The sequence below is a fragment of the Cyanobacterium aponinum PCC 10605 genome (assembly GCF_000317675.1).
Lineage (GTDB): Bacteria > Cyanobacteriota > Cyanobacteriia > Cyanobacteriales > Cyanobacteriaceae > PCC-10605.
The window spans coordinates 912577-938114 of record NC_019776.1; the positions used below are offsets into that span (position 1 = coordinate 912577).

The 25538-nt window shown below is 35.9% G+C and carries 22 protein-coding genes and 2 tRNA genes; 9 read left to right on the top strand and 15 right to left on the bottom strand.

Translation table 11 applies throughout. The features are described 5' to 3' along the window. Nucleotides 1-66: 66 nt before the first annotated feature. Nucleotides 67-1266 (top strand): RNA polymerase sigma factor, RpoD/SigA family, encoded by a 1200-nt coding sequence (locus CYAN10605_RS03740; RefSeq protein ID WP_015218612.1) that lies wholly within the window; start codon nt 67-69, stop codon nt 1264-1266. Between the two features lie 501 nt (nt 1267-1767). Here the strand turns inward: CYAN10605_RS03740 and CYAN10605_RS03745 are convergent. Then, nucleotides 1768-2676, bottom strand: coding sequence for a succinyl-CoA synthetase subunit alpha (locus tag CYAN10605_RS03745; RefSeq protein WP_015218613.1), 909 nt, complete (start codon nt 2674-2676; stop codon nt 1768-1770). 341 nt (nt 2677-3017) lie between these two features. After that, nucleotides 3018-4187, bottom strand: coding sequence for a 1-deoxy-D-xylulose-5-phosphate reductoisomerase (dxr, locus tag CYAN10605_RS03750; protein WP_015218614.1), 1170 nt, complete (start codon nt 4185-4187; stop codon nt 3018-3020). Nucleotides 4188-4418: 231 nt separating this feature from the next. Here dxr and CYAN10605_RS03755 point away from each other — a divergent pair, with 231 nt between their 5' ends. After that, entirely contained in the window at nt 4419-4853 is a 435-nt protein-coding gene (locus CYAN10605_RS03755) for a Fur family transcriptional regulator (protein ID WP_015218615.1), read from the top strand. Between the two features lie 38 nt (nt 4854-4891). Here CYAN10605_RS03755 and CYAN10605_RS03760 read toward each other — a convergent pair whose 3' ends face one another. After that, a complete protein-coding gene (locus CYAN10605_RS03760) occupies nt 4892-5512 on the bottom strand; it encodes a hypothetical protein (protein ID WP_015218616.1) in 621 nt (206 codons plus the stop codon). A gap of 91 nt (nt 5513-5603) precedes the next feature. Here CYAN10605_RS03760 and CYAN10605_RS03765 point away from each other — a divergent pair, with 91 nt between their 5' ends. The 4 genes from CYAN10605_RS03765 to wecB all read left to right on the top strand — a co-directional run bounded on the left by CYAN10605_RS03765 (nt 5604) and on the right by wecB (nt 9050). Beyond that, on the top strand, nt 5604-5831 hold the full coding sequence (locus tag CYAN10605_RS03765) for a ferredoxin family protein (protein WP_041922657.1): 228 nt from the start codon (nt 5604-5606) through the stop codon (nt 5829-5831). 91 nt (nt 5832-5922) lie between these two features. After that, nucleotides 5923-6642, top strand: a complete 720-nt coding sequence (locus CYAN10605_RS03770; RefSeq protein ID WP_015218618.1) for an ABC transporter ATP-binding protein — start codon at nt 5923-5925, stop codon at nt 6640-6642. Nucleotides 6643-6811: 169 nt separating this feature from the next. After that, a complete protein-coding gene (locus CYAN10605_RS03775) occupies nt 6812-7627 on the top strand; it encodes a mechanosensitive ion channel family protein (RefSeq protein WP_015218619.1) in 816 nt (271 codons plus the stop codon). A 307-nt stretch (nt 7628-7934) separates the two neighbouring features. Next, on the top strand, nt 7935-9050 hold the full coding sequence (gene wecB, locus CYAN10605_RS03780; protein WP_015218620.1) for a non-hydrolyzing UDP-N-acetylglucosamine 2-epimerase: 1116 nt from the start codon (nt 7935-7937) through the stop codon (nt 9048-9050). Between the two features lie 251 nt (nt 9051-9301). Here wecB and glmM read toward each other — a convergent pair whose 3' ends face one another. The 4 genes from glmM to CYAN10605_RS03800 all read right to left on the bottom strand — a co-directional run bounded on the left by glmM (nt 9302) and on the right by CYAN10605_RS03800 (nt 13717). Further along, nucleotides 9302-10723, bottom strand: coding sequence for a phosphoglucosamine mutase (glmM, locus tag CYAN10605_RS03785; RefSeq protein ID WP_015218621.1), 1422 nt, complete (start codon nt 10721-10723; stop codon nt 9302-9304). A 138-nt stretch (nt 10724-10861) separates the two neighbouring features. Then, nucleotides 10862-10935, bottom strand: a tRNA-Pro gene (locus tag CYAN10605_RS03790). A gap of 52 nt (nt 10936-10987) precedes the next feature. After that, nucleotides 10988-11512, bottom strand: coding sequence for a GNAT family N-acetyltransferase (locus CYAN10605_RS03795; RefSeq protein WP_015218622.1), 525 nt, complete (start codon nt 11510-11512; stop codon nt 10988-10990). A gap of 252 nt (nt 11513-11764) precedes the next feature. Further along, nucleotides 11765-13717, bottom strand: a complete 1953-nt coding sequence (locus CYAN10605_RS03800; RefSeq protein WP_015218623.1) for a glycogen-branching protein — start codon at nt 13715-13717, stop codon at nt 11765-11767. Between the two features lie 51 nt (nt 13718-13768). Between CYAN10605_RS03800 and CYAN10605_RS03805 the strand changes: the two genes are divergently transcribed. Then, nucleotides 13769-15223, top strand: coding sequence for a hypothetical protein (locus CYAN10605_RS03805; protein ID WP_015218624.1), 1455 nt, complete (start codon nt 13769-13771; stop codon nt 15221-15223). 501 nt (nt 15224-15724) lie between these two features. Here the strand turns inward: CYAN10605_RS03805 and CYAN10605_RS03810 are convergent. After that, nucleotides 15725-16708: a succinate dehydrogenase/fumarate reductase iron-sulfur subunit gene (locus CYAN10605_RS03810; RefSeq protein ID WP_041922658.1), complete on the bottom strand. Its 984-nt coding sequence runs from the start codon at nt 16706-16708 to the stop codon at nt 15725-15727. Nucleotides 16709-17031: 323 nt separating this feature from the next. Here CYAN10605_RS03810 and CYAN10605_RS03815 point away from each other — a divergent pair, with 323 nt between their 5' ends. Further along, entirely contained in the window at nt 17032-17409 is a 378-nt protein-coding gene (locus CYAN10605_RS03815; RefSeq protein WP_015218626.1) for an AbrB family transcriptional regulator, read from the top strand. Between the two features lie 99 nt (nt 17410-17508). Continuing rightward, entirely contained in the window at nt 17509-18339 is an 831-nt protein-coding gene (locus tag CYAN10605_RS03820; RefSeq protein ID WP_015218627.1) for a CPBP family intramembrane glutamic endopeptidase, read from the top strand. Between the two features lie 172 nt (nt 18340-18511). Here CYAN10605_RS03820 and CYAN10605_RS03825 read toward each other — a convergent pair whose 3' ends face one another. From CYAN10605_RS03825 to CYAN10605_RS03855, 7 genes are all read right to left on the bottom strand, one after another. Beyond that, nucleotides 18512-20374 carry a PP2C family protein-serine/threonine phosphatase gene (locus tag CYAN10605_RS03825; RefSeq protein WP_015218628.1) on the bottom strand — a complete coding sequence of 621 codons (1863 nt, stop codon included), beginning with the start codon at nt 20372-20374 and terminating at the stop codon, nt 18512-18514. Nucleotides 20375-20738: 364 nt separating this feature from the next. Beyond that, nucleotides 20739-20809 (bottom strand) — tRNA-Gly (locus CYAN10605_RS03830). Between the two features lie 126 nt (nt 20810-20935). Next, complete coding sequence (locus tag CYAN10605_RS03835) at nt 20936-21883, bottom strand: F0F1 ATP synthase subunit gamma (protein ID WP_015218629.1); 948 nt, start codon at nt 21881-21883, stop codon at nt 20936-20938. 172 nt (nt 21884-22055) lie between these two features. Beyond that, complete coding sequence (gene atpA / locus CYAN10605_RS03840; RefSeq protein WP_015218630.1) at nt 22056-23567, bottom strand: F0F1 ATP synthase subunit alpha; 1512 nt, start codon at nt 23565-23567, stop codon at nt 22056-22058. A gap of 173 nt (nt 23568-23740) precedes the next feature. Continuing rightward, nucleotides 23741-24295, bottom strand: a complete 555-nt coding sequence (gene atpH / locus CYAN10605_RS03845) for an ATP synthase F1 subunit delta (RefSeq protein WP_015218631.1) — start codon at nt 24293-24295, stop codon at nt 23741-23743. 6 nt (nt 24296-24301) lie between these two features. Beyond that, nucleotides 24302-24826, bottom strand: coding sequence for a F0F1 ATP synthase subunit B (locus tag CYAN10605_RS03850; RefSeq protein WP_015218632.1), 525 nt, complete (start codon nt 24824-24826; stop codon nt 24302-24304). A 115-nt stretch (nt 24827-24941) separates the two neighbouring features. Further along, nucleotides 24942-25421: a F0F1 ATP synthase subunit B' gene (locus CYAN10605_RS03855; protein ID WP_015218633.1), complete on the bottom strand. Its 480-nt coding sequence runs from the start codon at nt 25419-25421 to the stop codon at nt 24942-24944. Between the last annotated feature and the right edge of the window lie 117 nt (nt 25422-25538).

Here is a 25538-nt window from a genome sequence, read left to right on the forward strand (position 1 = left end):
TTGGGTATTTGATGTACCTAAAACAACTCAAAATTAAATAGTAGTTATCAAACAGGGACAGAGATTATGACCAACTTTGATGTTAAACCTCTTAAAGACCGTCCTTCCACCTCCCCGACATCTTCATCTTCGGGTCATAATTCAAGGGCGACATACTCTCCACCGTCAACCCAAAATAGTCCCTACATAAATTCTCGTGATTTGATGCGCCTGTATCTTCGTGATATTGGGCGCATTCCTTTATTAACCAAAGAAGAAGAAATTACTTTAGCTAAAGAAATTAAAGCCTCTCAAAATTTATTGGCAATCAGAGACAAAAATAGGGAACTGCCAGTTCTTGCGAAATATTTGGAAATCATGACAATATTTGATTCTTTGGTAGCGAATCACTCTGAAGCGGTCAAAATAGGAAAAATCGCTCAACAACTCAATTTAACTCCGAAAAAAGTAGAATCGATAATTACAGAAGGAAAAGAAACATGGGCTAATTTAGCACAAGTCAAACTATCAGAGTTAGAAACTATTTTGGCTAATGGCATTAAAGCAAAACAGAAAATGATTAATGCTAATTTGCGTTTAGTTGTCTCTATTGCCAAAAAATATCAAAATAGAGGATTAGAGTTATTAGACTTAATTCAAGAAGGTACTCTCGGTTTAGAAAAAGCCGTTGAAAAATTTGATCATACCAAAGGCTATCATTTCAGCACTTATGCTTATTGGTGGATTCGTCAGGGAATGACAAGAGCGATCGCAACTCAAGCTAGAACCATTCGTCTTCCTATCCATATTACTGAAAGATTAAATCAACTAAAAAAAGTACAGAGACAATTATCCCAAAAATTAGGCAGAATCGCCACAGTAGATGAAATAGCCAAAGAAATGGATATGACTTCCCTTGATTTACGTCAATTTTTAAATCAAATACCCCGCTCCATATCCTTAGAAATGAAAGTGGGAGAAGATTATAACACTGAATTAGTGGAATTAATTGAAACAGAATCTGCAACTCCCGAAGAAAACTTAATGAGAGTATCTATGCAAAAGGATTTGCGCTCTATGCTTTCTTTACTCAATGAAAGAGAACAAAAAATTCTGAGACTGCGTTATGGGTTTGAAAATGGCAAAATTTATTCCCTTAGTGATACTGCCTCAATTATGAATTTATCAAGGGAAAGAGTTAGACAAATTCAGGCAAAAGCGATTCAAAAACTACGTCAACCAAATCAGAAAAAGAGTTTAAGAGATTATTTAGAAATAATTGGTTAGGTTTTTAGAAGCTGTTTTAAAAGTTTTTAACTCCCCCAAATACCCCTTAATAAACAGGATTTTTTCAAAGTCAGGGCAAAATTATCTTGCCCTCACCCCCAACCCCTCTCCCACAGTAGAGGGGAGCGTTTTTTCTTAATAATTGATTAATTAATACTTAAAAACTCCTGTATCTGTTACTATTTGTTAACCTGAGTTTTGGATAAGCTGAAAGCATCCCAACTCGTAGTCAAAAAACCTTATAGCTTCTTAGAAATAACGATAAAATTGCCTTAATCCGAACTGACTTAAACAAGGGGCTTAAGCCCCTTGCTAAAAACCCCTACCACCTGCAACCTGCAACCTGACACCTGACACCTAACCTTATCAGATATTCTTAAACCGAACTGAGGTTATTTGTTAGTTTCAAAAATTGACATTTTTGAGAATGAAAAAACCCTGCTTATGAAAGCAGAGTTAGGAGGGATTAACAATCAAAATCACCACTTTTCAAACAAGTTCTTATTGGGAAATTAAAAGCTCACTAATTGCTTGATAATCTTCCGTTATAATTCCTTTACTGTTTTGTAAATATTCTTTGATTAGTTCTGAGGAATTAGCTGTATATAGATTGTTAAAAATTTGGTCTGATATTACTTTTGCTTTGTTATTATTAATTTTTGATTTTAGATGGTTTTTATCTAACAAATAGGTAATAACAGGCTTAGATATTTTTTCTATAGATGTGGCTAAATTCTTTGTTTCTTTGGTAGAAATTTCTCCTAGATTTATTAAAATAACTTCAGTATTTTTATCTTTATCTAGCATTTTTAACCATAAATCCCAATCTATTTGTGATAAAAGGTTATTACCCACATTAATTACTTTAGAAAAACCTAAATCAAATTTTTGCAGGTATTGTGCAATGGTTACAGCTATTATTTGGTCAGCATAATTGATCATAGCAATATTTCCTTTCTGAAAAATATTGCCGTAATTTAAACCACAATAATATTCTTCTGGAATTAAAATCCCCCCCTGAGAAGTTCCTAATATTTTGACATCTTTTAGTTTTGCTTTTTGATAAATTTTAAACAAGTCTAAAGGTGGTACTGATTCAGAATAAATAACAATCTGCTTTATTTGAGCCGTAATGGCTTCATAAACTGCATTTAATACTAAATATGGGTGACTAAAAATCAAACTTGTGGTCATTTCTTTTTCAGAAGCGCTCGGCGTAGCCGCACCTTCAGTGAACGCATCTGTAATTAAACTAAAAACAGGAATTCCATCAAAGGTAAAATCTAAATTTTGGTCGGTAATACCCGCTACAATATCTTTTCTATGACCATCAAATTGTTGTAAATATTCTTGGGCGCAATCTTGGTCAATTCCTTGTATTAAAATACGTGGTGAAAAATTCCAATTCATGATTAAGTAATGGGTAGTAAGTGGGGTATTAGAAAGATAAGGAAGAGTAGGAGTGGGAGAAAGGGGAAATAGATTTTTGCGTTGCTTATTTTAGATATGATTTTTCATTTAGGTGGGGTTGGGGAGAATAGGTACTCTTGCAATAGACGTCTCCAACAATTCTCAAAATAAGGGAACCAAGCCCTAACTACGAGCCTATATTAATATTTTCTGGAAATGTCTAATGGATATAATATTTTGATGTCTCAATTTTTGGCATAATTTCAGTACATTTCATACCATGATTAAGCAACGCTTTAATTTTAAATTCTTAATTTTTAATTGAAATTTAAGTAATTTGGTTATGCTAAAACAGAAACTTGTTCTAAAACCGCCTTTCTTGCCCAACTGTCAGCGTGTAAAATATCCTCTAAACTGGGATTAGGTCTGTTATCACTGGAGAAGCGATCGCACACTAATTCAATTAAACGGGGAATATCCAAGAAAGTAATTTTTTCCTGTAAGAATAACGCTACAGCTTGTTCATTTGCCGCATTTAATATCGCCGGCATACAACCCCCTGCTTTTCCCGCTCCATAGGCTAACTGCATACAAGGATACTTATTATGATCAGGTTCACGAAAGGTCAAACTACCTACTTGCACTAAATCTAGGGCTTTCCAATTAGTAGAAATGCGATCGGGGTAAGACAAAGCATAAAGTAAAGGTAAACGCATATCCGCCCATCCTAACTGAGCTAATACTGATGTATCTTCTAATTCAATTAAAGAATGAATGATACTTTGAGGATGAATAACAATATCTATATTCTCATAGTCTAAACCAAAGAGAAAATGTGCTTCAATAACCTCTAAACCTTTATTCATTAGAGTAGCCGAGTCAATGGTAATTTTTTGACCCATAGACCAATTAGGATGTTTTAACGCATCTTGCACCGTCACAGAAGCCAATTTTTCCACAGGTAAATCACGGAATGCCCCCCCAGACGCAGTTAAAATAATACGTCTTAATCCTCCTTCAGGAACTCCCTGTAAACACTGAAAAATAGCTGAGTGTTCCGAGTCGGCAGGTAACAATTTCACCCCGTATTTTTCAATTAACGGCAATACAACAGGACCTCCAGCAATTAAGGTTTCCTTATTGGCTAAGGCAATATCTTTTTTCGCTTTAATCGCCGCAATAGTGGGTAATAGCCCTGCACAACCTACAATTCCGGTTACGACACTTTGGGCTTCACCATAACTAGCCACTTCACAAATTGCCTCTTCTCCTGCTAAAAGAATGGGTTGCGGAGAAACCGAGGTTATAGCATCTTTTAATTCTGATAATTTATTACTATCACGAATAGCAACAATTTCTGGTTTGAATTCTCGAATTTGTTCTGCTAAAAGATTAATGTTATTTCCGGCGGCTAATCCTACCACTTTAAATTTATCAGGATGGTCTCTAACTATATCTAATGTTTGAGTCCCTATTGAACCTGTAGAACCTAGTATAGTAATTAATTTCATAAACAAATATATTAATAAGAATATCAATATCTTACCCGAAAAAATCCCGATTAAGAAAAGGGCAAAGTTAAAAGGGCAAAAGGCAAAAGGCAAACCCCCCTTTATCCCCCCTCTCGAGGGGGGAGGGCAAGAGTGTACGAGCGTAGCGAACTCTCCTAACTCAGGTAGTGATATAATCACTGAGTGTAATTATTAATATAAATATCCATTTAAAATCATCAGTTATAAACAATGAAACCTCACGGGGTAGAAACAAAAAAAATGCGTTCCCTCAAAGATGCCTTAAATCGTTGTCAAGAACTAGGCTTAAGGATTTCCCGTCAGAGACGCTTTATTCTTGAATTGTTGTGGGAGGAGAAAAATCATCTCTGTGCCAAGGAAATTTACGAAAAGTTGAGTCAACAGGGTAAACATATCGGTTATACTGCGGTTTACCAAAATTTAGAAATTCTTTCTCAGAATGGAATAATTGAATGTGTTGATAAGCATGGAAGCCGCCTTTACAGCAACTTAGGGGATGAGCATAGTCATCTTAACATTATTGATACAGACCAAATTGTTGATATTCAAGTAGAATTACCCCCTGATTTAATTAAAAATATTGAAGCAAAAACAGGGGTAAAAGTAGCTCATTATCGTATTGATTTCTATGGTTATAAAAATTAATTATCTCCTATTTTTCTTGTTTTATTCTCCATTCCTAATTATTTAAAAGGTTGTCCCCAATGTTGCCAAGATTCTTTATTGAAGGGCGATCGCCATTTTATAATTAATTGTTTTTCCAAAAATTGCCTTACTTTTCTGGAAGTAGGAACACCCCAACAAAAAGCACTTCTAATTAATACAGGTATTTTGTATTTTCTGTGTAATTCTATGTAGCTTTGGATATAACTTTTACAATCATGATTCATCCACCGGTGATAAGGAGATAATTTCGTTTCTCCCACATATAAAAGCAGATTCAAATGGGTGTCTAAAATGAAATAAAGACAACTTTCACTTAAAGCATATTCAGGTAAATTGTAAAACTGATCCGTATGGGTTTTTAGGCTAAAAGGATCTAAGGATTCGATAATAGATAAATCGCTATTTTTAGCGTCTATATTTAAAGATAATTCTTCGTTAAAATTAACTTGATTAATATTGTTATTTCTTTGACTTTCTTGATAATTTAAAATACGCTTTTTCCACTGACTCAAAAAACTTTCGCTCATAACAAAATCAGCTTTTAAGGGCTTTTTATTCACTTCATAAATTGATGTTGATTCAAATAAACTTAGCTGTTGTGAATTACTATGGGAAGAATTGTCACTAGAATAACTCAATGTTTTAAGCTCAATTATAAATTGCAGAACAAACTCACCTTAAAGTATAATGTTTTCGACAGAAAAAGATAGTCAATCAGGAGAAAAAACATTGCCACACACTATTGTAACTGACGTTTGCGAAGGGATTGCAGATTGCGTTTCCGCTTGTCCTGTTGCTTGTATTCATGAAGGACCTAGTAAAAATATCAAGGGTACAGATTGGTACTGGATTGATTTTGACACCTGCATTGACTGTGGTATCTGTTTGCAAGTTTGCCCTGTAGAAGGTGCTATCCTCGCAGAAGAGCGTCCAGAATTACAGAAAACCCCAGTTTAGTTAGGACTTCTAAGTTCGGAATTCGGAGTTCAGGGATTAGGGGGTAGGGAGTAGGGCAGAAAAACTTATTACTTGTTACCCATGATTAATCATGACAAATTTACTAGAAGTTCAGGACGTTTACGCAGGATACATTAAAGATTTAAACATTTTACAAGGGATTAATTTTCGCATCGAATCCCATGAATTAGTAACGGTAATTGGGCCTAATGGTGCAGGAAAGTCCACTTTAGCTAAAACTATTTTTGGTTTATTAACTCCCAATGAGGGAAAAATTATTTTTAAAGGAGAAAATATAGCAGGTTTAAAACCTAATGAAATTGTCAAATTAGGGATGTGTTATGTGCCTCAAATAGTTAATGTTTTTCCTAGTTTAACCATAGAAGAAAATTTAGAAATGGGGGCTTATATTCTTTCTGGAAGCAGTAACAGACAAAAAGATTTAATCTATACAATGTTTCCCAAATTGAAAGAAAGGGCGAAGCAAAAAGCTGGTACTTTGTCGGGGGGAGAAAGGCAAATGTTAGCCATGGGAAGGGCTTTAATGTTAGATCCTGATTTACTAATTTTAGACGAACCATCCGCCGCTTTATCACCTATTTTAGTAAGCAGTGTTTTTGAACAAATTAAAGCTATTAATGAGGCAGGAAAAGCCATTATTTTAGTGGAACAAAATGCCAAAAAAGCTCTCATGATGGCACATCGTGGTTATGTTTTAGAAAGTGGAAAAGATGCGATCGAAGGTAAGGGAAGTGATTTATTAAATAATCCTCAAGTAGGGGAATTATATTTAGGCACAAGCCATAATTAAGACCATACAATAAATTTATATATTATTAATTATTTAACGTTTCTTTCCCAAACTGTTCCATAATTTATCTGGTTATTTTTGTTACTTTTTATGTTATTTTTGTTGATCAAATTTCAGTATATATAGTAACCTTTTAGCAAGAAAATCATCATAATTTGAAAATTAACCCATGATTTCGGAACAGATAATTAACAAATTGGTCGAGTTGGGTACTACTGTTGGCTTAAAAATACTTACAGCTTTAATTATTTTTCTCATTGGCTTACAGGTAGCAAAATGGATTAAGCATTTACTCGAAACAGCATTAACTAAGAAAGAAGTTGAATCAACCTTAGTTAAATTTCTCGGAAAAATTCTTTATATTGCCCTTATTTCTTTTGTCATAATCATTGCTTTAAATCAAGCTGGAGTAGCAGTAACATCGATTATTGCTATCTTTGGTGCGGCTAGTTTAACCGTCGGTTTAGCGTTGCAAGGTTCACTGTCTAGTTTAGCGGCGGGGATTTCTCTGATTATACTTCGTCCTTTCAAAATAGGTGATCTCATCGATGGAGGGGGAAGTTTTGGTATTGTGGAAGAAATAGGTTTGTTTAATACAACCATCAAAACTTTAGATAATTTAACTATTATCATTCCCAATGACAAAATTCGTAATGAGAAAATCATCAACTACTCTCTCAAGCCCATTCGTAGAGTTGACTTAGTCGTTAGTATTGGTTATGGGGACGATATAGACAAAGCAAAACAGCTAGTAAAAGAGATTTTAAGCAATGATTCTCGTATTTTAGCTGATCCAGCTTTTACTATTCATTTGTTTGAACTAGCTGATAGCAGTGTTAATTTTGCCGTACGCCCTTGGGTGAAAACTTCTGATTACTGGGATACTTACTGTGATTTAACAGAAACCATTAAGAAACGTTTTGATGAAGAAGGCATCAATATTCCCTTTCCCCAAAGAGATGTTCATATTTACAACCATAATTAGAGGTTACTGAAAAAATTGTATCGGGGTAGTTAGTAGATGTCAGCCTTCAGGCATTGGGGCATTGGGGTGTTAGGAAGATAAGGTGTCAGATATTGGGGTGGTAGGAGGGGTTGAATATATTCAACCCTTACGGGAAATTTCTTTTTTATCTTAACTTTGAACTCAAATGATTACCCTTTTCACCATCACTCATAGATGAAAATTTATCCCGAACTCAGGTTAAGTATAGCTAAAATGGTTACAAAATCTTAGTAAAATAAAGACCAGAGTAATTTCTCACTAAGTATTATCAATTCATAACTAATCCATGACATTCTCCAAAAAAACAATTTGTATCACTCTTGGCACTCGCCCCGAAGCCATAAAATTAGCACCAGTAATTAAGTGTTTTCAAAATACAGAAGATTTTGATACTAAAGTGATTTTGACTGGACAACACCGAGAAATGGTGGCACAGGTTATGGATTTGTTTGATTTGAATGCAGATTTTGATCTCGATATTATGCAAACAAAACAGACTCTAGGAGATATTACTTGTCGCAGTTTACAAGGGTTAGAAACAATTTATCAAGATATTAAACCTGATTTAGTTATTACTCAAGGGGATACAACGACGGCTTTTGCGGCAAGTTTGGCGGCATTTTATCAACAAATATCCGTGGGTCATGTGGAGGCTGGTTTACGTACAGATAACATTTATAATCCTTTTCCAGAAGAGGCAAATCGCCGTTTAATATCTCAAATTGCACAATTACATTTTGCTCCAACGACTTTGGCAGTGGAAAATTTACATAAATCAGGGGTAACGGGGGAAATTTACCATACGGGAAATACAATTATTGATGCTTTATTGTCAGTCGCACAAAAAAATCCTCCTTGTGATGTTGAAGGTTTAGATTGGAATAAATACCGAGTTTTATTAGTTACTGTTCATCGCCGAGAAAATTGGGGTGAACCTTTGCAAGATATAATTTCGGGTTTAAAGTTAATCCTTGCTAAATTTCCTGATACTGCAATTTTGTTACCTTTACATCGTAACCCTATTGTAAGAGAACCTTTACAAAAACAATTAGGTGATCATGAGAGGGTGTTTTTAACAGAGCCTTTAGATTATAAAGAGTTAGTGGGTGCAATTAAACGTTGTTTTTTACTATTAACTGATTCGGGGGGTATTCAGGAAGAAGCTCCCAGTTTAGGAAAACCTGTTTTAGTTTTACGAGAAACGACGGAAAGACCAGAGGCGGTTATTGCTGGAACTGCAAAACTGATAGGAACTAAGGCAGAGCAAATACTTTTTTCTGGCAGTGAATTATTAGACAGTGAAAATAATTATCGGCAAATGGCGGAGGCAATTAATCCTTTTGGAGATGGCAAGGCGAGTCAAAGGATATTAGATATTGTTCGCAAATATTTTTTAATGTAATGAGTAACCTCAGTTCGGTTTAAGAATATTGGATAAGGGTTCGGAGAGAACGCTCGAGCGCTCGTACACTCCTTTCAGTCGTGAACGGAGTTCAGAGTTTTTTATTCTTAATTTTTAATTCTTAATTATCAACTATTCACTATTAATTATTCACCTTTGCCCTTTCTTCATTAATAGACATCTCCAGAAATACAGGCAAGATGCCTGTTTTACGGTGGTAAATTCGCAATTTTTACCGGAAGTCTAATGGATTAAGCCAAATTGTCTTCTACTACTTTAACTAAGTGATTTGTCCAGTAGTTAACTAAATCACAATTTTGGGCTTCTACCATGACTCGAATTAAGGGTTCTGTGCCAGAGGCTCTTACTAAAACTCTCCCTTGATTACCCATGGCTGATTCAGCAGATGCGATCGCACTTTGAATGGTATCATTATCTTGCCAATTAAGACGTTTTTCCCGATCCTCTACCCGCACATTCTTCAAAACTTGAGGATAGGGAGTAAAACTATCATTAATTAAAGATTTGAGACAATTTCCTTCTTGACGTACGAGAGCGGTTAATTGTAGAGCAGTTTGAATACCATCTCCTGAAAAATGATGATGATGACAGAGAATATGTCCAGATTGTTCACCCCCTAGCATTGCCCCTGTTTCCCACATGGCGGCTTGTACATTTTGGTCTCCCACGGCGGTGCGTGTCAATTTACCACCTAATTTTTGCCATGCCATCTCAAACCCCAAATTTGCCATAACTGTGCCAATTAAAAGGTTATTGGGCAGTAAACCCTTATTCTGTAAATATTTACCCCAGAGGTAGAGAATATAGTCACCGCACACAACTCGTCCTTGACTATCTACTGCCATAACTCGATCTGCATCTCCGTCAAAAGCATAACCTATATCGGCTTGGTGATCTTTTACCGCTTGTTTTAACTGCTCTAAATGGGTTGAACCACAGTCAACATTGATGCGATCGCCATCTGCTTGGGAATTTAAACAGATAACTTCTGCGCCTAAAGCCTTAAACATTAAAGGAGCTAACTCTACCGACGCTCCCCATGCTAAATCTAAAACAATTTTGATACCCGAAAAGTCGAGATGATTAGGAATAGAATTTTCCAAAAAAGAAGCATAATTTTTAGTTAAATCATGATATTGACGAATATGACCACATTTTCCTCCTTGTAGGTTAATGTCTCCTGAAACGTGTTGACGAATGGTCTTTTCGATCGCACCTGTTAAAATCGTATCCAACTTAGTTCCCTTCTCGCCAAAAAATTTAATACCATTATCTTGAGGAGGATTGTGACTAGCAGAAATCATTACACCACCAATGGCTTCCGTTGTTTTTGCTAAATAAGCCACACAGGGAGTAGGACACAAACCCACATTCCAGACTTCTAAACCCATTGAAGTTAAGCCAGATGCGATCGCCATACTTAACATATCACTAGAATTACGAGAATCTTGTCCAATAATGACCACTCCAGAAGTGGAATGATAATCCTGTAAAACTTTTCCCGCCGCCAAACCTACCTCTAAAGCTAAGTTAGCTGTTAATAAATCCCCTACTTTGCCTCTAATACCATCAGTGCCAAATAATTTCACTGGTAAAGCCTGAAAATGAGAGTTTTTGACCTCCCCTTGAGGTCGAGAGAAAGAGACAACCATTATAAAACATCCTCACACAAATATTTTCTTTTATTAGGTTATATTAACTCAGTTCGACATAATAGATAATTTTTTCGTTGTTCTTTATTCTTCGTAAATCTCAGAAAGATAAGGACAGCTTATGTAGAAGATAATTTATCGGGATGACAGGATTTGAACCTGCGGCATCCTGCTCCCAAAGCAGGCGCGCTACCAAGCTGCGCTACATCCCGTGATGAACCTTTACCATGATAACTTAAAAATCTTGACTTCGGCAAGGATTTATTATTCTGGGTAGTAAAACATTCCCCTAATGCCTTCAGGGTCAGGAATAAAGCCTAATCTTTGATAAAACTCCACTACATGGGCATCGGCGAAAAGAGTCACATTGCTAATATCATCTTTGCGTAGCTTCCTAATCACGTATTTCATGAAGGCTTTGCCCAATCCTTTGCTTTGAAAACGAGGATGAATAACCACATCCCAAATAGTCGCATTAAAAGCATGATCTGAGGTAGCACGAGCAAACCCAATTAAAGAAGTTTTCGCCCCCCTTACTTCCCATGCAGAAGCAACTAAATAGCTGTGATCTAGGGCTTTCTTTACTTTTCTCAATGGTCTTCTGGCCCAGCCTACAGAGTCGCACAATTCCTCTAGTTCATATAAATCAATGGATTGATTAGTGCTAAAAAAAATTTTACTACGACCAAATACTTGTGGGTCAAGATTTAACCAGTCTCTCTCATCGGTTTTATCGGAGAGAATATTATCATTATCGGTTTTTGTGAACAGTTTTTGTAACCAAACCATGTTTGGAGAGAGCTAATGATTTATTTTTTATAGATACAATAAGTTTTTATCCTTGAATTAGATGATAATAGCATAATTTACTCTTTTTCGATAAGTTAGTTTGCTATAAAAGATTGAACGAGAATTGATGAGTCTTTCGCTTTTTTAAAGTCATCAAAAATTGAGAATTGAAAGCTATTTTCCTCCTTTCTCCCCTCATGCTCTCCCCAAAACTCCGAACTCCTGTACGGGCGAATGGCTATTCGCCCCTAACTAACCCTGAACTTGTTTAAATGCTATATTTTGATAAGGGTGTAAATCTATATACATAAATTGACCATCAATTTTAATAGTCCAATAAGGATCATGTTGATTATAAGAATGAACACCTATGTAACGTTGATCAATGGAATTATAGATTACTTTATACTCTCCTGAACAAGGAAGATAAATTTCTGCTTTACATTCCACTGGGTGAGGAGTTTCGTTACGAACAAAAATTATATCATCTTTGTGATCTTCTGGATTATTAGACTCAAAGCCCACATCTGAACCCCAACGAATAAAGCTAAACCATTTACGCTCATTATTTGAACCATTACGCACCATTGATTTTATATCATGACGGGCTAAAGCAGGTTCGGTATTTAATAGCTTATTCAAGTCATAAAAGTTATTGGCGATTTGTTGCTCATGGAGGGCGGCGTTTACCCCAGTTTTACTCCAATTTAAGCCGTGGAAGACATCAAACCAACCCTCTTCCCCAAATTCATCTCCTTGAAATATCATTGGCGCACCGGGGCGAAACCAGCATAAAGCGGCTAATCCAATGAGAGGTATATGACTACCTAATTCAGTAATTAAACGGGTTTTACCGTTGGCACATTCGTCATGGGTATTCATGGCGTTAACCATTTTTTCTGCACTGTTATTGTGAATTAATATTTCAATATGTTCGATTTTTCTATCAGCAACGGGGATTTGTAAATACTTGCGGATGCGGTGCATTTCTCCCATATTTTGAGCATAGGTAAATCCTAATCCTCCCTCTGAAACTGGACAAGCTAAACGGGGGAATACTCGTCTCGATTCTTCTGCTATGGTGATAAAGTTAGGGGCGGTGTGGTTTAAACGGGCGTGTAAGTCTCTTAAAAATAACAACCCTGCAAAGTCAACGGCTTCCGATAGCCAATAGCCTCGATCTTCAAAGAAGCGATCGCCTCCTATACTATTAAATAAGTCCCAATTTTCAAGGGGTATAGCCTCTTTATCATTTTTAGGCCAATCCCAGAAGCCGCGATCGTAATCATAGAATATTTGTGCTGAAACCGCATCAATTCTCGCCCCATCAATGCCTAATTCATGGTGAAGATAAGTACAAAGTCCCGCTAAATAGTTTTTCACATATTCATCACCAATATTATAAACACGGCTTTGCCATTGATTATTCCAACCCTTTGCACCATGATGATGATAAATATCAGTACCGTCATAACTTGCTAAACCACAATCCCAATCCTGCACCCCAAAACCGAGGGGAATATCCACAATCACCCCGATACCGTGTTGATGACAATAATTTACCAAGTATTTGAAATCATCAACAGTGCCGTGTCGCTCATAGATAGCATAGGGGCAACCCACCAAATAACCCCAAGAAGAATGAATCGGTGTTTGAAAAGGAGGCATAATTTGCACATGGGTAAATCCCATATAACCCACATGATCAACTATTTTATGGGCAATTTCCCGATAGTTTCCATCATGAAAAGTTGACAAGTGCATTTCATAAATACTCATGGGTTCATGACCCTTATTAAGATGTTTATGAGTCCACTGGAAGTGGCTAGGATTGCCTACAATGCTGTTAAAATTGCGACTGCCACCAACACCCCAAGTAACTGCTAATTGAGGGGAAAATGGGTCAATTCTCGCCATTTTATAGGGTGTTTCGAGGTAATTGTTCGTATTTTCTATATAATATTTGTATTCAGTCCATGTTAAGTTTTCAGGAATCGTAATTTCCCAGATTCCTTCAGCGTTAAGAGTCATGGGTTCGGCTTTGTTATTCCATCCATTACCGTCTCGTATCAGAGAAACATAAGTGGCATGGGGTGCATAAACACGGAAAACCGTTTCTTTTTCGTTAGTATGAGCACCGAAATATTGATAGGGATAATCACGTTTGATAACCTCGAGGGAGAGTTGTTGATTTTCTTTTTTCACGGGTATTTCTGAATTATATTAGAGGGATAACTTCTTCTTAAAGATAACAAGATGGTGACTCATTTTTCTGTAGATACTTCTGTAAATATTCCTGCAACGGTTAATGATTTTATCAAACACCTATCGGAAGGCTTTGGAGTTAGCGATGTTTACCTCTGCGGTGATATTGATGAAGTTAGACAGTTTATTTTGAGTCACTTGCACATGGTGAGGGGAATAAAAGATGTAGATGGAGAGAGGCAAGAGGGATTTTTAAAAAATTCAGTTGATGAACTTATTGAGTATATCAGCATCATTACTTTACCCTATTTAGAGAGAGAAAATCAGGTTAATTTAAGCATAGTTGGTGATACTCTTTATGGCTATGATTCTCAGGGGATAGCTGTTTCTTTTGTCAATATTGAGAGGTTAGTTAATTATCTTCAGCAAGGTTTACCATTGTTGGCTATTGACGGGGTTCATGTAGGTACAAGTATTCCTCATCCTGTAGGGAGTTTAATTAATCCAAAAATCCTAACGGATAAGCCTATTTATCAAGCCTCTGCCCATACGGCGATTAGACAAGCTGATGTTGGAGTTAAGGAAATTGTTGGGCAATTATGGCGGGGAAATATCATAGGTATGGATATGAACAAGATATCTGTTTCACGGGATAAAAATTATATTATGCCCGTGATGGGTACAGCTTTTTTGTGGAATTTGATTATCTGTAATGGTAATCGCCCTATTCCAACCCCTGAAGAAACTACTGTTGATTATCTACTGCAAAGGAAAACTGATTGTTGGTTTCCTACTTATACCTATAGATGCGATCCCGAAGGGAACTGCCACGCAGCACGCATCTACGAAGATAATTTATTACCCAGTAAAGAAATTAGGAAGGAAATACAAGACGGACATTGTTTCAGTATCAAAGTGGCAGGGGCATTGAGAGCCTCGTTATATCACCTGAACCCTATTAAACCCTTAATTATAGAACCCCATAGCTACTCAGGTTTTTCCCATGAATTTCTTAATCAATATGTGGGTAAATCTTTATTGCCTCAAGATTGGCTACCGTTGGCGAAAAAAGAAAATGCTTTAAGACCTTTAGTTTCGGTGCTAGATGTGCAAAAATTAGGTCAGAATGGATATTGGACAACTACCCAAGAAGAAGCAGAAAGATTTTATCAAGGATTTTTGCAAGAGTTAAAATCCCATTGGCACGAATTACCTTTTATCGAAGGTATCCCCGAATCCATGAATGATGTTTATGGTTATGGGGGAGGAATTTTAACTAGACTAACACAAGTAATAGAACAGGCTTCTTATTATGCTAATACTGATTTTGAGTCCATAAAGACTTTTTATGAAAAGAATATTTTAACAGTAGAAATTAATCGTTTATTGGTGCAGTTATCGGAATTTGAGGATGTATCTTGTATAACTGAAGAAGTTTATCTCCAGCGATGTCAAATAGTTGGGAATGCTTTTATGGCAGGAATTAAAAATATGCTAAATTATTGACACTCTAGGATATTCTAGCTTCATACATTCGTAACTAGGTGAGTTCACTCGCCCCATCTCGACTATCTTCACTAGCTTTTTATTGGACGCACTGCCCAATTGCCACTAATTCTAAACCTCCATTTCTGATTACCAAAGCTATGATATGGTCTCGCTCTGATTTTACTCACTATCTAACCTGAAGTTTGGGATAAATTTTTATCTATGAGTGATGGCGAAAAGGGCAAGAGGCAACCCCCCCCTTTATCCCCCCTCTTGAGGGGGGAGGGCAAAGGTAAATAGTTGATAATTAAAAATTAAGAATAAAAAACCTCGAACCTTTGTACGGGCAAATGGCCATTCGCCCCTAACTAACTCCGAATTCGTCTTCCCTGAAACCTGCAACCTGATACCTGATACCTGACACCTAACCTTATCCGATATTCTTAAACCAAACTGAGGTTATCTACCTTGAAATAAGGTTATTGTATATATTTTTCAATACTTTTCTTCATCACTAAGCTAATGGTTATCATTTTGGACTAATTCTATCAAAGCTCGAACTTCTCTAGTTCCTTCAGAAGACTTAAAAGTAAGAGGAAATTTCCCCGAAGTTAATAATCTTAAACCTAGGGGTGCAATACTGAATAATCCTCTTAAATCACGAAAATAATTACCCACAACCATCAAGCCAAACTTTCGCTCATCAATCCAGCCCCCATCTTTCACCAAACTAACTAAAACCTTACGATGACGAATTGCACGACTAGAATTAACGTCTTTTTTCTCTAAAATTATGCCTTTGATTTTACTAATTTGATCTAAAGGAGCAACTCCCATAGGGCAAACTTCATTACACAAATAACAACGAGTACAACCCCAAACACCCTTCTCAGTATTGTTATATTTTTCAATTCTATTTTCTCTATTTTCATCACGGGAATCATCCACAAGACGATAACTTTTTGCTAAGGCATGAGGACCTACAAAAAGCGAATTAACCTCTTTCGCATTACATTCAGAATAACAAGCCCCACACATAATGCAATTGCCCGTTTCTTCTAATAATTTTCTTTCTTCTGGAGTTTGTAAAAACTCTTTTTCTGGAGTATTTCGAGAAGAAGTACAAACATAAGGTTCTATTTTTTCTAAGTCTTGCCAAAAATTGCTCATGTCCACAACTAAATCTTTCAAGACAGGTAAATTATTGAGAGGAGAAATAACAATTTCGGGAATATTTTGCGATTTACTAAGAGGATTTTTCTCGATTTCCCCACCAACATTTTCCTTACAAGCTAAAGCAGATCTTCCATTTATTTTTACAGCACAACTACCGCAAATAGTATTACGACAATTCTTGCGAAAAGTTAAGCTACCATCTAACTCCCACTTAATTTTATCTAAACATTCTAAAATGGTATTGCCCTTATTTACTTCTATGGTGTAGCTTTGAAATTTAGGGGAAAAATCAGGCTTTTGACGCAGAATTTTGAAGGTAACTTTCATTTCAAGTAATGCCATTATTTGTAAACTTATTTATATTGTGTTGTTTTCTTTTGTTAGTGACAAGGTTCTACTGCTTAATTTTTGTAAAACTGTTTTGTGAAGGTAATAATTTTATTTTTATGTTTTTCTTTATCTATAATTGTCATTAACAAAGAATAATTATTACTTTGACTAATGAGCTATTTTCATAAATCTATAACTTTATCAGGTAAATTATTAATAATTTTAGAAAAAAGTTGTTTTCAACGATGATTTAATGAAAATTTTTTGTTATGATAAAATATCGAGATAAATAAAAATAAGAAAACAGGAAGAAAACAATTATGGGTGAATCAAATCCTACTCCTTTGGAGGGAAAAGAATTATTACAAAAAGTTAAAGAGTTATCCGATATTCCCCGTCGTCAAAGAGCAAAAGAATGTGGTTATTATACCATAGGAAAAAATGGTAAAGAAAGAGTAAATTTAACTGCTTTTTATGATGCTGTGTTAGCCGCAAAAGGCGTGCCTTTAGACCCGGAAAGAACGAAAGATGGTCGTGGCAGAGAAGCAACTTTCCGAGTTAGCGTTCATAAAAATGGTCAAATTGTCATCGGTTCTAGTTATACCGAGAAAATGGGTTTAAAACCGGGGGATGAATTTGAAATTAAGCTGGGTTACAAACATATCCACTTAAGACAGTTAGATGAAGATGAAGCCTAAAAGTGAAGGGTATTTTTATTAATAATCAGTAAGTTGTTAACACTTGAATTTAATCTAAAATTTATCTTATTAAATGATTAAATATTGCGAGTGGCTCTTATGACTGATTATTGGTCTATTTTTAATTCTTTGGGCAAAATAACTATTTTTTTGACAGTTTGGGCGGTTATCTGGGTTCCCATCGCATTACCTTTAATTAAGCTAATCAAATGGCCAAATACCGCTCCAAATGAAAATACAAGCAAGAAACTAACTCTTATTTTTTCCCTTTATCTGCTAATACCCTTTCTAATTCTAGGATTAACTAAGATAGAGGGTATTACTCTAGAACAAATAGGGATAATTTTTCAAGTTAGACTATTTAAGTCTATCTTATTCGGATATGCTTTGAGTATTTTTACTTTATTCTTAATCTATTTTTGGGAATGGGGTTTAAATTGGATTACATGGAAGAGTATTATAAATCAACCTCAAAGACCTAGTTTATTGACGACATTGCCTTTACTGGGGTTTGTTAGTATTTTTATTGCCAGTATCGAGGAATTAGTTTTTAGGGGTATATTTGTTAATTTCTTGAAAGAAGATTTTTCTCTGTGGTTAACAGCAATTATTTCTAGTTTGATTTTTGCTTTATTACATTTAGTTTGGGAACAAAAAAATACTATTCCTCAATTACCCGGTTTGTTTATTTTAGGTTTGGTGCTTTTTTATGCTCGGATTGTGGATGATAATTTATTGGGTTTAGCGATTGGTTTACATGGTGGTTGGGTTTTATGTTTAGCTGCGATCGATTCTTTTAATTTAATCGACTATAATAGCAAACTACCCAGTTGGATTATCGGAAATAAGAATCAGCCCTTAGGTAGCATTGCTGGTTTGTTGCTTGTGTTATTTGCTTTATTGTTAATATATTTGAATCATATTGTCTAACGTTAGTTCGGGTTAAGGCAATTTTATTGTTATTTCTAAGAAGCTATAAGGTTTTCCGACTAAGAGAAAATAATGCTTTCAGCTTATCCAAAACTCAGGTTAATTAAGTAATGCCGTTTGTTCTACGATATATTTAGGTATTTTTCATACTACTAAGACTGAACTCAAATTTTTAATCAAATAGGTTGAATAGGATTAAACTAAAAGTTTTAACGGGTAATATTTCTATCGATTTATTTTGGGAGGATTTATTTTGAAAAATAAACCAAGTTACTGCACCAAAACAAAATATAATTAGGGCAGTTATAATGATATTCTTCGCAGAGAATAAAGGCTTATTTATAATTTTTTTGACAAGGAAATTATTTATTTTTGGCTGAGGTAAATCAGGGATAATTTCCCCTAAATATTGCCAAGACAATTCCCCTTCTTTTTTGTCTGGTTGTTTTAACTCTATTTGACACTGAAGTAAGGCAACAGTAATATTGTCATGTCCATTCTTCTTTAAACCGATATGAAGTAATTTTTCACAAGCAGTTTTAAGGTTAATATCCTCAGTGAGAATAGGTAAAATTTCTGATTGCCAATACTGCTCCACTCGATCATAATCGGATAAACCATCGGAACATAGTAAAAAAATACTGTCTTCATCGGTAATAAATCGTCTAATATGTACTTTAAGTTTTTTTGATGATTCCATACCCAACGCTTGTAATAATGCACCAGTGCGAGGATTTGCTGACACTAGACGATATAAACCACTTCCCATCCTTACTTCTTTGGTGGCTAAGTCGTCATCTACAGTAACTTGATGGCAACCGTCTTTTGTAATCCAATAAATACGGGAATCTCCTACATTCGCAAAATATATTTCATGGGCGATCGCCATTGATGTAACTACGGTTGTACCCATTCTGTCACGATCTTGTCGTTTTTCCTGATTATTAATGTGAGTAATTCTGTCATTAGCTTTAGCAATTGCATTGTGAATTTTTACTGCATCAATTAAGGGAATCCAGTTTTTATTATTTAAGGTTTCTCTTAGAGTTTTTTGATAGCTATTATTTAATTCTTCTTTGATAATATTGATAGCTAAATTCGATGCTACTTCTCCTGATTTTTGCCCTCCCAAGCCATCACAAACCATGATTAAAGTGTCAATTCCCCCTTTAGTTTCTTTAAATTCATTTACATTGGGATAACAGGAATCTTCGTTATTACCTCGTTTTTTTCCTGCATCAGTTGCCGTAATTAAGCTAAATTTGCGACAATAATAGTTATTTCCTAATAGATAAACAATTTGATCTACTATTGCTAATAGTTTATCTATATCTGTAATTAGATTTTGTTGAATAGATAAAATAATTTTCTCTATTAAGTTTTTAATTAAAGGATCAAAATCATTTAACCAATTTTGCCATAAATCTGCTAAGTTTTTTAGATTAGGTGTTGATTCCTCATCAAATTTTAAGTCAATAAACTTAATAATTCCCCCATTAACTCGAAGGTTATTACTATCAAAAAAACTAGATAAAACTTTTTGTTTCGCTAAAGGTTTCCATAACTGTATCATTTGCCATAACCAGTTAATTTGTCGCAAAGGAGAAGCATGACAAATACTTTTTTCTAGCAGGGGAAATAATTGAGGATAAATCAATTTACCCCGACTATCTAAGGGTATATTATTGTACTCTAATAACCATCCCTGATTCTCTTGATTGATAAAGCCGTAAATCTGTGGCAGATGAAGACGATGAGAAAATAATTTGAGATAAGGTATAACTTCTGGGGGAAGGTTTTCAGGAGAATAAGGTAGTAAATAGGGTTTTGTATCTAAGACTATATCAGAATAACACACTAAGAAGCGATCGCTGATCGAATCTCCTATCTTATATTCTCGACTTAACTTTCCCCCAATTTTTAAGTAACGTTTAACTAATGGAGTTTCACACTTATGACAAAAAGCATCTTCAAGAGAATTTAGATTCTTACATCTTTTGTTAACGCATCGAATTTGTGTAATCCTATTAGTCATTATTTCATTCAGAAAATTAGGGTATTTTTACCGTTGACACTTCGGAATAAATAATTTGTCTTTTCAGGCAAATTTATAATATTCACTCTTGTGTAATAATCTTATTTAATGATCATAACTCTAATTGCTAAAAGTATAGAAAATAAATCAATTCTTCATCATAAATAGTCAATTCTTACAAGATAGGCTAGAAAGAGCAGTAATCTTGTAAACTCTGATTAATATAATATGTATGATCTTATTTAACTGTTACATGAAAATCTCTAGGCATCAAGAATCTTCCACGACTTAAAGTATTCTCTTTTAACTAACATCCAACGTAGTTAAAAATAATAAATCAGATGAGAGGATAAAAGATTGATAAAGCGGGTGAGGGGAATCGAACCCCTATCATTAGCTTGGAAGGCTAAGGTTTTACCACTAAACTACACCCGCAGGCTTTTATTCAAGACATTTACAATTATAACAATATTTTCTTTATTTGACAAGATATTAATAACAAAAAACTCAACAAGGGGTTCAAACCCCTTGCCTAATTGCTAATGAAATTAATACCGTGACTTACTCTAAAGAGTTAGCACCAGCTACAACCTCAAGTATTTGCTGAGTAATAGAAGCCTGACGAGCTTTGTTATAAGATAATGTTAAAGTTTTCATTAAATCACTAGCGTTATCACTAGCATTATTCATAGCTGTCATTCTTGCGGCTAATTCACTAGCGGCAGATTCTTGTAAAGCTCTTAATAACTGGTTATTTATGTATAAGGGTAACAGAGAATCTAAAATTTGAACGGGGTCTTGTTCAAAAATCATGTCTCTGGGGAAATCTGCAACGGGAGTAGTAACAGATTCTCTTTCTACCTGAAAATTACCGCCACGCACTGTTAAACGGAAGATTTCATCGTCATGAACCTCTAATCCTTGAGGAGTTAAAGGTAAAAGAGTTTGAATCACTGGCTTGGAACTAATTAAAGAGACAAAGCGAGTATAAATTAATTCCACTCTATCTACCACATTGGAGAAGAATAAAGAAATTAACTCATCTGCGATCGCCTGAGAGTCTTGAGCAGTAGGAATTTGCTCTAAACCATAAAAGGTGCTACTAATGGGTTCTTCACGACGTTTGAAATACTGTTCCGCTTTTCTACCCACAGTAATATAAGTATAGTTGATACCTTGGCTTTTTAGTTCCGCCGCTCTTTGTTCCGCTCTTTTAATTATGCTAGCATTATAGCTACCACATAAGCCGCGATCGCCTGTTACGACTAAGAGGGCAACGGTATTAACCTCTCTTTCTTTAAGTAAGGGTAAATCCACATCCTCAAAACGGAGACGATTTTGTAAACCGTATAAAACTTGAGCGAGGGTATCAGCAAAAGGACGAGTAGCAGTAACTTGTTCTTGCGCCCGTCTTACCTTTGCTGCCGCTACCAATCGCATCGCCTCAGTAATTTTCTTGGTGTTTTTTACTGAATCAATCCGATCTCGAATTGCTTTTAAGTTAGACATAATCTTAATATTGAGGTTAACAGTTGATAATTGACAACTATTTGTTAGAGTTCGGGTTTCGGAATTGGGGGTTCAGAGTTAATAAAGTGGGGTGGGCAATGCCCACCAATCAAAACCCGTAATACAGGCATCTTGCCTGTAATAAGCATCTTGCCTGTAAAAAAGAAATTAATTAAGCGTTAAATGCTTGTTTAGCTTCAGCAACAGCTTCTTTTAATAATGCTTCCGCTTCTTCGGTTAATTTCTTCTCGGTAGAAACGATTTCGATAAACTTAGGCTTACTGTTTTTGATGTAGTTGCGTAAGCTGGTAACAAAATCTTGTATTTGCTCCACAGCAATATCATCTAATAAGCCGTTAATACCAGTGTAAACCTGAGCTACTTGTTCCCAAACCGCTAAAGGAGAGTTTTGAGGCTGTTTGAGTAACTGGCGTAAACGCTGACCACGAGCGAGTTGCGCTTGGGTAGCGGCGTCTAAGTCAGAAGCGAATTGAGAGAATGCCTCTAATTCAGCAAACTGTGCTAATTCTAATTTTAATTTACCTGCAACCTGTTTCATTGCTTTGGTTTGAGCCGCAGAACCTACACGGGATACGGAGATACCTGCATTAATTGCAGGGCGGAAACCAGCGTTGAATAGGTCAGAAGATAAGAAAATTTGTCCGTCAGTAATAGAAATTACGTTGGTAGGAATGTAAGCGGATACGTCTCCTGCTTGGGTTTCGATAATAGGTAATGCAGTCATACTTCCACCGCCTAACTCGTCATTGAGTTTAGCCGCTCTTTCTAATAAGCGAGAGTGTAAGTAGAATACGTCACCGGGATACGCTTCACGACCGGGAGGACGACGTAATAACAAGGACATCTGACGGTAAGCCTGAGCTTGTTTGGATAAGTCATCGTAAATTACGAGGGTTGCTTTTCCTTTGTACATGAAGTACTCAGCGATCGCAGCTCCTGTGTAAGGTGCTAAATATTGTAAGGTAGCAGGATCGTTGGCATTAGCGGCAACAACGATGGTGTAATCCAATGCACCTTTTTCTCTTAAGGTATCAACCACGTTAGCAACGGTGGAAGCCTTTTGTCCAATAGCAACGTAAACACAAATTACGTCTTCAGATTTTTGGTTAATGATGGTGTCAACAGCGATCGCAGTTTTACCAGTTTGTCTGTCCCCAATGATTAACTCACGCTGTCCTCTACCGACGGGAATCATAGCGTCGATCGCAGTAATACCAGTTTGCATAGGCTCACAAACGGACTTACGAGCAACGATACCGGGGGCAGGAGATTCAATTAAGCGAGTTTCAGAAGTTTCGATGTCACCTTTACCATCAAGAGGACGAGCTAAAGCATCTAAAACTCTACCCACTAAAGCATCACCTACGGGGATTTGAGCAATTTTACCAGTCGCTTTAACACTGCTACCTTCTTGAATGTCTAAACCATCACCCATTAACACCGCACCAACATTATCCTGTTCGAGGTTAAGAGCGATACCAACAGTACCATCTTCAAATTCTAATAATTCACCTGCCATAGCTTGGTCTAAACCATAGATACGGGCAGTACCGTCACCAACTTGTAAAACAGTACCAACATTGGAAACTTGAACCTGTTGGTCATAGGATTCAATCTGTTGGCGAATAATGCTACTAATTTCGTCTGGTCTGATTGCTACCATTTTTCCTTATTTTTTTTTAGTTACTAAAATAACAATTTGCTTATCAATTTTGATCAAGAAATGATATTCGGGAAAACAACCCGCATTGACATCGTGACAAAAATTATTGCCTGTTGCCTGTTGCTTTTTGCCTACCCTTATCAAAGCGTAAATAAACTTTGTTTTGTTTTATCTTATGCCTTACCAAGCATAGAAAAACTAATGCGACGCAATTGTCCTTTCAAACTTGCATCATAAACTTGAGAACCAACTTTGATAATAACACCGCCAATAATGTCGGGATCTATTTTCGTTTGGATTTCCACGTCACTGGCTCCAGTTAGTTGTTTGATTTTTTCCACTAATTTTTCGGCTTCTCCTTCGTAGAGACGCACCGCAGAAGTGACTTCCGCTAAAACAACATTATTTAATTGGCGTACAATTTCTAAATACTTACTGAAAATGCCTTCAACAAAGCGAATACGCTTGCGATCGACTAACAGTAATAAAAAGTTAAGCAAGAAAGGATGAACTTGTCCCTCTGCAATTTTTCTTATAACCTCTTTTTTATCTTCGACGCTAACTAAGGGACTAGCGAAAAAAATCCGTAAATCATCAGAATCTTCAAATAAGTTCTTCAATTCACGAACACTATAGGCAACCTCGTCGGTAATATCCTCAGACTTAGTTAGAGACATTAAGGCTTCTGCATAAGGTTCAACCACTTCGGCTGTAATAGCACTTTGCATCTGTTTTTAACCTCCTAATTGCTCAACAGCACGACTGATCAACTTACCCTGAATGTCATCGTTTAAGCGATCTTGTAAATCTTGTTCCGCTTTTTGTAAAGCCAAAACAGCAATAGTACGTTTTAATTCGGTTACTACTTTTGCTCTTTCAGAATCTAACTCCTGAACCGCAGTAGCTTTCATTCTTTCAATTTCTTTTTGTCCTTGAGCTAAAATTTGCTCTCTGGTAGTTTTAGCAGTCTCTTGAGCAGTAGCTTTAATTTGTTTAGCCTTTGCTTGAGCTTGACTTAAGTTTTCCTTAGCCTCAGCTAATGCTTTAGCGGCAGTTTTAGCACGTTCTTCAGCTTCTTTGATTTCCTCGGTAATGCGATTACGTCTTTCTGTGAGGATGTTACCCACAAATTTACCGCCATACACCACCAATAACCCAATCACAATTACTAAGTTGATTAGGTTAGAACCAAGAATATCTGAACTAATACCAAATCCACCACCTGCTTCTTCAACTGCTAAGTAGAATAAATTAATCATAATTAATCTCTATTTAAACTAGGGGTAGATTATCTTTTTTCCGAGAAAACTAGACCCAAAAGTCGGTTAATGGTTAAGTTGTCAATTCTTGAAATTTAAGAATCAACTATCTTAACTATTTGGCAAATTCTGCACCGATTACTTTCTCAACAATTTGATGACTCAAAGCCTTGACCTGTTTTTCTAAGGCAGATAATGCTTCTTTTCTTTCAGCTTCGATTTGTTCTGATGCTTTCTGACGTTCAGCAATTACCTCTTGTTGAGCTTGTTGTACCTGTTCGGAAACAATTTTTTGAGCTTCGGCTTGGGCTTGAGCAATAACGTTTTGAGATTCTTTGCGTACTTCTCTTAATTCTTGCTCATACTGTTGTGCTAAGGCGATCGCATCTTGCTTTTGTTTTTTGGCTTGATCTAACTGCCCTTGCACATAACCAGCTCTTTCATCGATGGCTTTACCCAGTGGTTTGTAAAACAGAGCGTTGAGAATTGTCGCTAAAATCAAAAATTGAATCGCCATTAAAGGCAAAGTAGCGTCAATATCAAACAAGCCCCCTGATTCTGCGGTTTCAGCCGCTAATAAAATCCATTGTGTCATCATAATTTGACTTGAAGTCAGAATTTACTTGTGCCGTTTTTCTAAACTCGAACTATGCTTAGAAGTATTACTGCAATTGTGTATTTTGTTCAGTGCTTAGGCTTTAGGCACTAGGTT